At 69.8% G+C, this 8,924-nt stretch carries 7 protein-coding genes; 5 read left to right on the top strand and 2 right to left on the bottom strand.

Annotated elements, in window-relative coordinates; translation table 11 throughout:
- Positions 1–77 precede the first annotated feature (77 nt).
- Complete coding sequence (locus HKK74_RS35150) at positions 78–590, bottom strand: hypothetical protein (RefSeq protein ID WP_187247738.1); 513 nt, start codon at positions 588–590, stop codon at positions 78–80.
- Between the two features lie 53 nt (positions 591–643).
- On the opposite strand from HKK74_RS35150, the gene HKK74_RS35155 reads away from it, so the two are divergent.
- The 3 genes from HKK74_RS35155 to HKK74_RS35165 all read left to right on the top strand — a co-directional run bounded on the left by HKK74_RS35155 (position 644) and on the right by HKK74_RS35165 (position 4,433).
- Positions 644–1,582, top strand: a complete 939-nt coding sequence (locus HKK74_RS35155; RefSeq protein WP_187247739.1) for an HpcH/HpaI aldolase/citrate lyase family protein — start codon at positions 644–646, stop codon at positions 1,580–1,582.
- 43 nt (positions 1,583–1,625) lie between these two features.
- On the top strand, positions 1,626–3,032 hold the full coding sequence (locus tag HKK74_RS35160; protein WP_187247740.1) for a CPBP family intramembrane glutamic endopeptidase: 1,407 nt from the start codon (positions 1,626–1,628) through the stop codon (positions 3,030–3,032).
- Between the two features lie 207 nt (positions 3,033–3,239).
- A complete protein-coding gene (locus HKK74_RS35165; protein ID WP_187247741.1) occupies positions 3,240–4,433 on the top strand; it encodes an acyl-CoA dehydrogenase family protein in 1,194 nt (397 codons plus the stop codon).
- A 109-nt stretch (positions 4,434–4,542) separates the two neighbouring features.
- Here the strand turns inward: HKK74_RS35165 and HKK74_RS35170 are convergent, their stop codons facing one another.
- Positions 4,543–7,566, bottom strand: a complete 3,024-nt coding sequence (locus HKK74_RS35170; RefSeq protein ID WP_187247742.1) for an AfsR/SARP family transcriptional regulator — start codon at positions 7,564–7,566, stop codon at positions 4,543–4,545.
- Between the two features lie 533 nt (positions 7,567–8,099).
- Between HKK74_RS35170 and HKK74_RS35175 the strand changes: the two genes are divergently transcribed.
- Together HKK74_RS35175 and HKK74_RS35180 are read left to right on the top strand one after the other, a co-directional pair.
- Positions 8,100–8,282, top strand: coding sequence for a hypothetical protein (locus HKK74_RS35175; protein WP_187247743.1), 183 nt, complete (start codon positions 8,100–8,102; stop codon positions 8,280–8,282).
- Positions 8,283–8,345: 63 nt separating this feature from the next.
- The coding region (locus tag HKK74_RS35180) for a M23 family metallopeptidase (protein ID WP_187247744.1) at positions 8,346–8,924 on the top strand (579 nt) is incomplete at its 3' end.

Genomic DNA, 8,924 nt, shown 5'->3' on the forward strand with positions numbered 1-8,924 from the left:
GCGGTCGGGTCGATCAAGGGTTTCGGGAGCTCTGCGTATGGCGATCCTTGATCGATATCGGTCGCGCCGGTCAGGGATCAGCGGTCGGCGCGGCGGCGACGGCCGCCGATCATGAAGGGCCGTTTGCCGGCGGTCGACGCGGGCGTCGGTACCGGCCGCACTGCGGCGTAGTCGTCGCGCTGGCTCCCGGGCGCCTCGGACACCTCGCCGGTGGGGGTGAGCCGCATGACGTAGGACTCGCGCGCCCAGCGATCAGCCTGATCCCCGTGGGAGGCCGCGTTGAGACGGTCCTTGGCCAACTGGGGCACCACGGTCTCCCAGAGTTCGTCACCGGGCTCGACCTCGCTGACGGCGGCGGTCCACGACAGCAGCCGGCCGCCCTTGTCCTTGCTGCGAACGATCACGGTGACCTGCTCGGCCTCGGGCAGGCCGGGCAGCGGCTGCTCGCCTTCGCCGCCGGTGAGGACATAGGCGGAGCCCTCGTGCCAGATGTGCCAGGCGGCCCTCGGTTGCGGCAGGCCGGGCAACGCGATCCACAGCATCCCCGACTTCTTCGAGGCCTCCTCGATCAGCGGCGTGAGATCGCTCATATGGGAAGCGTCTCATATCCGGGCGCGAGAGCCGCGTGGGTAGCATCCGCCGTATGCGTCCCCGTCGTTCGACCCTGGCCGTGCCGGGCAGCAATCCACGCTTCATCGAGAAGGCGCAGGGCCTGCCCGCCGACGAGATCTTCCTCGACCTCGAGGATGCGGTCGCCCCGGCGGCCAAGGAGGACGCCCGGCGCAGTGTCGTCGCAGCCCTGAACGACGGCGACTGGTCGGGCAAGGTCCGGGTCGTCCGGGTCAACGACCTCGACACCCGGTGGACCTACCGCGACGTGATCGAGGTGGTCGAGGGCGCGGGCGCCAACCTCGACTGTGTCATGCTGCCCAAGGTCCGCGACCCCGCCGATGTCCAGTGGCTCGATCGACTGCTCACCCAGATCGAGCGGAACATGGGGCTCGAGGTCGGGCGCATCGGCATCGAGGCGCAGATCGAGGACGCGCGCGGCCTCACCCGTGTCGACGAGATCGCGGCCGCGTCCGCCCGGATGGAGACGCTCGTCTTCGGGCCCGGCGACTTCATGGCGTCGATCAACATGAAGACGCTCGTGGTGGGGGAGCAGCCGCCCGGCTACACCGAGGGCGACGCCTACCACTACATCCTCATGCGCATCCTGATGGCCGCCCGCGCACATGACCTGCAGGCCATCGACGGCCCGTACTTCAACGTCCGCGACGTGCCCGCCTTCACCCGGGTGGCCCGCCGTTCGGCCGCGCTCGGGTTCGACGGCAAGTGGGTGCTGCATCCGAGCCAGATCGACGCGGCCAACGAGGTCTTCTCCCCGGCGCAGGACGACTACGACCACGCCGAGCTGATCCTCGACGCCTACGACTACTACACGACCGTCGAGAAGCGCGGGGCGGCCATGCTCGGCGACGAGATGATCGACGAGGCATCGCGGAAGATGGCGCTCGTCATTGCCGCCAAAGGCCGCATAGCGGGACTAATGCGGACTAAAACGTTCAATCCGCCCGTATGACCTCTTACCGGGAGATTAGGCGATATGCCATAAGCTCCCAAATATGAAGACGCCCGACCAACCGGGCGAGGGCTGGGCTCTGCCCGACCCTGGTCTGGCGCCCCCTCCTCACGTCCCGTCACTCGGTGCCGGCAGCTCTCACGAGCCCTCCCACGAGCCCGCTCACGAGCCCGCTCACGAGCCCGCACCGCCCAAGCGGCGTCCCGAGCAGCAGCCACCCCACGAGCAGCGCCCGTCCCACGGGCCGTACGCACCCGACGGGCGGTACGCGCCCGAGGGACAGTACGCGCCCGAGGGACAGTACGCATCCGAGGGGCAATACCCTCCCTACGCACAGGGCCCACCCCCAGGGCAGTACGCGCCCTACCCTCCGAACGCGCCCGCCGGGTGGCCTGGCCCGTACGGGCCGTATGGCGGGGGAGCGACGGGGATCCCGGCGCCGCCCGCGAGGCGATCGTGGGTCGTCCGGCCGGAACCGGGCACGGCCTTCCACCGGCAGGCCCGCACGCAGGTGCACCGATGGTGGCGACCGCTCGTCGGCACGCTGTTCGCCATCGCCGTCGGACTCGCGGTGCTGCTGGGCGTGTCGATGGGCGCGATGACCGTCGCGATCATCCTGGGCGAGGCTCCCATGACCGACATGGGCGCCGGTCAGATCTTCAAGGACCCGACCGTGGACCTCGGGGTCCAGCTCGTGTCGCTCGCCGTCCTCACGCCGGTGGTACTGCTGGCGGCCTGGGTCGTGCAGCGCCGGCCGGCCGGGTCGTTGTCCTCGGTCACGGGCCGAGTGCGGGGCCGCTGGCTGCTCGTCTGCGCCGGGATCGCCGTCCTCGCGTGCCTGGCGTCGTACGCCGTGTCGTGGATGACGTTCGCCGGTACCGGCGAGGAGGACTCCTCGACGGTCGGCTGGATCGGCTGGGGGACCTTCCTGCCCGCCGCGCTGATGATCATTCTGCTGGTGCCGTTCCAGGCCGCGGCGGAGGAGTACGTCTTTCGCGGCTGGCTCCTGCAGGCCATCGCCTCGTGCACTCTGGAGACGCGTACAGGCCGGATCGGGCGGGCGGCGAGCGTCGTCTTCCGCACACCGTGGCCGGCCATCGTCATCAGCGCCATGGTGTTCACCGCCGGTCACGCCCACCGGAGCTGGGCGCTGCTCGACGTTTTCCTGTTCGGGCTCATGACGGGCTGGCTGGCAGTGCGCACGGGCGGGCTCGAAGCGCCCATCGCGTTGCACGTACTGAACAACCTCGTGGCGTTCCTGCTGCCGGCGGCGACCGGGCAGCTGAGCGACGTGCTCCAGGTCACGGACGCGCCCTGGCAGAGCATCGTGGGCACCGCCGCCCAACTCGGCGTGTTCGCCCTGATCGTGCTCTTCGCCTTCCGGCGGCGCGGCCTCGACGCGGTCACCCCACGAAGATCCCCGAACGATCCATTGAGCGCGCCTGCGTGACGCTCACCTCAGCGAACCGGCCTCCGCGCCGCGGGTGATGACGTCGCGCACGGCCACGAATGCCGGGTGGTCGAGCCATCCGGCGGCCGTCCAGCGCCCCCGAAGACACGTGCCGAAGGGCCGCGGCGGTCCTTCCGCATGACCCGGATGAGGGGTTCCGGAGGGGAGGGTTAGAGTCTGGACGGATCTTGATGAAGGGAGCGTTTCGTGAGACGCCTCGCGCAGACGGACGGGCTGACCGACGTCCAGCTCGAGATGCTCGCCACGGTGCGGGAGTTCGTCGACAGGGAGATCCTGCCGGTCGCGACCGCGCTGGAGCACGCCGACGCCTACCCATCGCAGATCGTCGAGGGCATGCGGGAGATGGGGCTCTTCGGGCTCGTGATCCCCGAAGAATACGGCGGGCTCGGTGAGTCGCTGCTGACCTACGCGCTCGTGGTGGAGGAGCTGTCCCGGGGCTGGATGAGCGTCTCGGGCATCATCAACACGCACTTCATCGTTGCGTGGATGATCGAACAGCACGGCACCCCGCGGCAGAAGGCGCGTTATCTGCCCCGGATGGCCGAGGGGAGCATCTGCGGCGCGTTCTCCATGTCCGAGCCGGGTTGCGGTTCCGACGTCTCGGCGATCAAGACGCGGGCGGTGCGGGACGGTGACGACTACGTCATCGACGGCCAGAAGATGTGGCTGACCAACGGGGCGTCGGCGAACCTCGTCGCGACGCTGGTCCGGACCGATCCGGACGCGGGCCACCGCGGCATGACGACGTTCCTCATCGACAAGGAACCCGGCTTCGGCGAGGTCGAACCCGGGCTCACCGTGCCAGGCAAGATCGAAAAGATGGGGTACAAGGGCGTCGACACGACCGAACTGATCTTCGCGGGTCACCGCGTCGGTGCCGGGCAGATCCTCGGCGGCGAGCCCGGCCGGGGCTTCTACCAGATGATGGACGGCGTCGAGGTGGGCCGGGTCAACGTGGCCGCGCGCGGCTGCGGAGTGGCCCTGCGCGCGTTCGAGCTCGCGGCGTCGTACGCCCAGCGGCGCGAGACGTTCGGCAAGCGGATCGCCGACCACCAGGCCGTGCAGTTCCGGCTCGCCGAGATGGCCACCAAGGTCGAGGCGGCGCACCAGATGACGGTCATGGCCGCGCGGCGCAAGGACAGCGGGGCACGCAACGACCTCGAGGCGGGCATGGCCAAATATCTCGCCGGCGAATACTGCAAAGAGGTCGTCGAGGACGCCTTTCGAATCCATGGCGGCTACGGGTATTCCAAGGAGTACGAGATCGAGCGGCTCTATCGCGAGGCGCCCATGTTGCTCATCGGCGAGGGAACGGCCGACATCCAGAAAATGATCATCGGTCGCCGTCTGCTCGAGGAGTACGCGCAGCGATCGGCGTGACGAGTGGTCCGCGGAAAGGCCGCCGCGCCGGGCCCGGCCAGAAGGTGAGGCCGGGCCCGGCGCCCGGGGCGTCGTCTTCGTATACGTAGACGTAGAGGCACCGGCCGTGTCACAGCGCGCCGAGGCCCCGTACGGCGGCGGCCTCGGTGCCGTTGCCGATGCGTACGAACAGCGTGTGCGCCCGTCTGCGCGTGCGCTCGGCGGCAGTGTGCTGCCCGTTGGCGTACATGCTCTCCGCCATGGCCTTGAGCGTCATGGCCTGTTCGAGGGTGTTGCGCAGCCGGAGGAAGGCGCGCTCGGCGCGGATGAAGTGCGGTACCGCCAGCGCGGGACGGTTCTCGACATGGTGCAACCGGCCGAGCAGGCGGTGTGCGGCCCCCCGGCCGAACAGGATCACGTGCTCGTCGAACACCGCGAGGGCCTTCTCGGTCTGCGCACGAGCGCTGGTGAGGCGCCCTGCCTGGAGATGGAGTTCGCCGTGCGACAGCAGCAGGTAGGCCTCCAGCAGCCGTTCGCCCCGGCGCCGGCAGACGTCGATCCCCTCCCGTACCCGTTCGGAGATCCGTGCCGAGTCGGTCTCGCCGTGGCACGCGGCCGCCATCTCCCAGAGCGCGAGGACCCGGTCGTGAGCGGTGCCCGCGTCGGCGGCCATGTCGAGACAGCGCTCCGCGCACCGAATGGCGTCCGGATAGCGCCCCTGCTCGCGGTGGGCCAGCGCCCGCATGTACCAAAGGCGGGTCTGGCCGAGCTCGTATCCGATGCCCTCGGCCTTGTCCATGGCCGCGTCCGCCATCGCCAGGACATCGTCGAGCGGGCGACCGCCACGGAGCGAGAAGACGAACATGCCCAGCATGTCTACCTCGCCGTGCCTCAGGCCCGACTCGCGGAACGTCCGCAGGGCCGCCGCGATGCGCGCTGGGACCGTTCCAGGTCCGGCCTTGACGCCGGTCATGCGCAGACAGCTGAGGTTGCGCACCATGACGGCCTCGCCGAGGCGGTCGCCGGCCAGCATGCAGGCGCGGCGCGCGACCTCATGGGTGTGCGACCAGTCCTCGTACAGACCGCGGAACGCGTAGTAGCTGAGCGAGCGCGCCGCCAGTTCCCACGCCAGGTCGGTGAACCCGGCCGCGGCGGCCTGCGCGACGCAGGCGGCGAGAGCCGCGCGCTCGCTGTCGAACCAGTTGAGGCAGTCGGCCGTCGCGACCGGCTCGATCGGGGGGTACGGCGGCCGACGGCGGGCCGGGCCGTCGATGTCGGCGGCCACGCGCTCGGGCAGCCCGCGGTCCGCCGCCTCGGCCAGCGCCAGCCACGCCCCGAGTGCGCGGCCGACCGCCGCCGCGCACTCGGCCGAGCCGTCCTCGGCCTCGGCGCGCTCTCGTGCGTACAGCCGCACCAGGTCGTGGAAGCGGTAGCGGAAGTTGCCGCAGGCGTCGGTGCCGACACAGACCAGGAGCAGCGCGTCCATGAGCGCGTCGAGCAGGGCCTCGGCCTCGTCAGTGGCGATGTCGAGCAGCGCCGCACAGACCCATACCGGAAAGTCGGGTACATCGAGCAGCCCGAGCAGCCGGAACGCGCGCCTCGCCGGGGCGTCGAGCGTCCGGTAGCTCATGGTCAGGCTCGCCCGGACGGTGAGGTCTCCGGCGGAGAGTTCGTCGAGCCGCCGCCGTTCCAGGCGCAGACGGTCCGCGAGGTGTGCGAGGCTCCACCGCTCCCGCGCCGCGAGCCGCGCCCCGGCTATCCGTACGGCCAGCGGCAGGCCGCCGCACAGATCCACGATCTCCCTGGCCGCGTCGGGTTCGGACAGCACCCGCTTGTGCCCGATCATCCGGCGGAGCAGTGCAAGCGCGGTCTCTGCGTCGAACGCCGTGAGCTGCATGGTGTGGGCGCTGAGTCCGGGCAACCTGCGGCGGCCGTTGACGAGTACGGCACAGCCGCTGCCGCCGGGCAGCAGGGGCCGGATCTGCCGTTCGTCGGCGGCGTTGTCGAGCACCATGAGGACGCGCCGGTCGGCGACCAGGCTCCGGAGCCGCTCCGCGCGCTCCGCCACGCTCTTGGGCAGCGCCCGGCCGTCGACCCCGAGTGCGGTCAGGAACCGCCCGAGCACCTCGCCGGGATCGGCCGGAAGCGCCTCGGCCCCCTGCAGATCGACGTACATCTGGCCGTCGGGGAAGGCCGTCCTGACCCGGTGCGCCACGTGCGTGACGAGGGTGGTCTTGCCGATCCCGCCCTCGCCGACGACCAGTGCCGTCGCCATTGAGCGGCCGTCGCCCGCGAGCAGTTTCACCAGCCGCTCCACCTGCTCGCCGCGGCCGACGAAGTCCACGATGTCGGGCGGCAGAAGGCACGGAGCCGACGGGGTCGCGACGATGATCTCGCGGTCGCGGGCGAGGATCGCCAGGTGCGCCTGCTGTACCTCCGTGCTCGGGCTCACCCCGAGGTTCTCGGTGAGCCTGGTGCGCAGGGACTCATAGCGCGCGAGGGCCTCCGCCGGCCGTTCGCACGCCGCCAGCAGCTTCAGCAGCCACGCGTGCACGGGTTCGTCGAGCGGGGCCGCGGCGGCCATCGCGTCGAGGGGCCCGAGGGCCTCGTGCGGCCGGCCCTCCGCCAGCGCCGTCTCGGCGAACGCCAGGAAGGTGGCGCGAACCTCTTCGTGGGCACTGCGCAGCAGCCGGTCGCCCAAGGCCAGATGGGGGAGGTCGGCGAGGACGGGGCCCCGTGACAACTCCACGGCCCGCTCCAGGAGCCGCCGGCGCTCGGCCGGGGCGGCGCCCTCGGCCTCGGCGGTCAGCAGCCGGAACCGTGACATGTCCACGGCCAACGGATCCACGGACAGGCGGTAGCCGGACGCGTCGTGATCGACGCTGATCAGGCCGGGCTCGCCGGCGGTGAACTCGGTGAGCCACTCCCGGAGGCGGGAGATGCCGACCTGCACGGTGCCGCGGCCGGTACGGGAGCCGCGCGCCGACCACACCAGGTCGAGCATTCGCTCCGCGGACAGCGCTTGCGGCTGGGCGAGCAGCAGGACGCCCAGCAGCCCCCGCATGATCTTTGACCGGGGCAGGTCGATCGGCCGGCCGTGCTTCTCTGCGACCAGAGGCCCAAGTACACCGAAACGAAGTCGCGGCTCGTTCATGTGTCCCCTCCCCGTTCCGTACCCGAGCGCCGGTCGATCGGCGCTCGAGCCGGTACGGCGGTGATGAAAGGCGAGCGGCCCGAGAGGAAGAGTGCGTCACATGATTGCGGAGGTGCAAGTCAACGGAATCAGGGTGCGAGCTAAGAGCCGGCCCGTCCTACGCTCTGCGCGCTGATGCACTACTGCAGGGTGACACACCGGTTCTGGACGCGCGACCCGCACGCCCACCTTTCTCGCGGCGGATCCCGCAAAACCGTGATGCGCGGGCCGGGTAGAGCGTTTCGTGGAAGGCGAAATCGCAGGTCACCGCAGTGTGTAAGCGATTTGCAAGGAGCGCTACTTACGCTTTGTCCGCTGACACCTTCTCGTAGGGTGCCACACCCGGTTCCGCACCACGACATCCCTGGTTCGTCAGTGGGACGGCCGGATCCGTTCCCATCGCATGGGATGGCACAGGAGAAAGGGAACACAGATGCACCGATGCGTCGAACGGCTCGTGAAGTCGGTTCGTGGGAGGGGTCGGCCGTCAGTCGATGACGGCGATTATGGCGGCGGATGTGAATGGTGATGACCGGGTGGATCTGATCGCTCGTGCGGCGAATGGTGATCTGTTCGCGTATCCGCATAGTGCGACGGATGTCATTGGTACGGGAATGTGGGCCGGCGGCCGGGTCCTGGTGGGCATCGGCCAGCAGTCGATGACAGCTATCTTCTGAAGAGAGGTACGCCCGATGAGTCCATTCGTCGAACGGTTCGTGAGGTCGATTCGTGGGAGGGGTGTGAGGTCCTTCGTCGCGGGTGCGGCGGGGATTGTGGTGGCCGGTGGTCTGGTGACGGTGTTGTCGTCGCCGGCGAGTGCGGCGGGGCCGCGGCCGGCGTTTCAGTTGCCGTTCCCTTGTGGGCAGAAATGGCGGCTGGATACGTGGGCTCATGCTCCGGCGCTGGACATGGTGAAAGAGCCTGATCAGGTCGGGACGGAGGGCGCGCTGCTGGTGGCTCCGGCGGCGGGGCGGGTGAATCAGTCGTTCTACCATTCCAACGCCGGGAACATGATTCAGATCGATCACGGTGGTGGGTGGTTCACGACCTACATCCATCTGCAGTCGCGGGCGGTCGGCGTGGGCGCCAACGTGGCGCAGGGAGCGACGATCGGGCGGGTCGGCAAGACAGGGCCGACCTCCAACGGCCATCCGCATCTGCACATGGAGCAGGCCATCGACGCCGACAACAACGGCAGCGCCACCTGGGGAGCCGAGGGCACCGAACGGGTGGCCGCCGTCTTCAATGGGGTGAACTACGGCACGACTGACGGCATGACCTGGCGCAATGTCACCAGCAACAACGGCTGCGCTCCGCCT

This window comes from Actinomadura alba, assembly GCF_014323705.1.
GTDB lineage: Bacteria > Actinomycetota > Actinomycetes > Streptosporangiales > Streptosporangiaceae > Actinomadura_C > Actinomadura_C alba.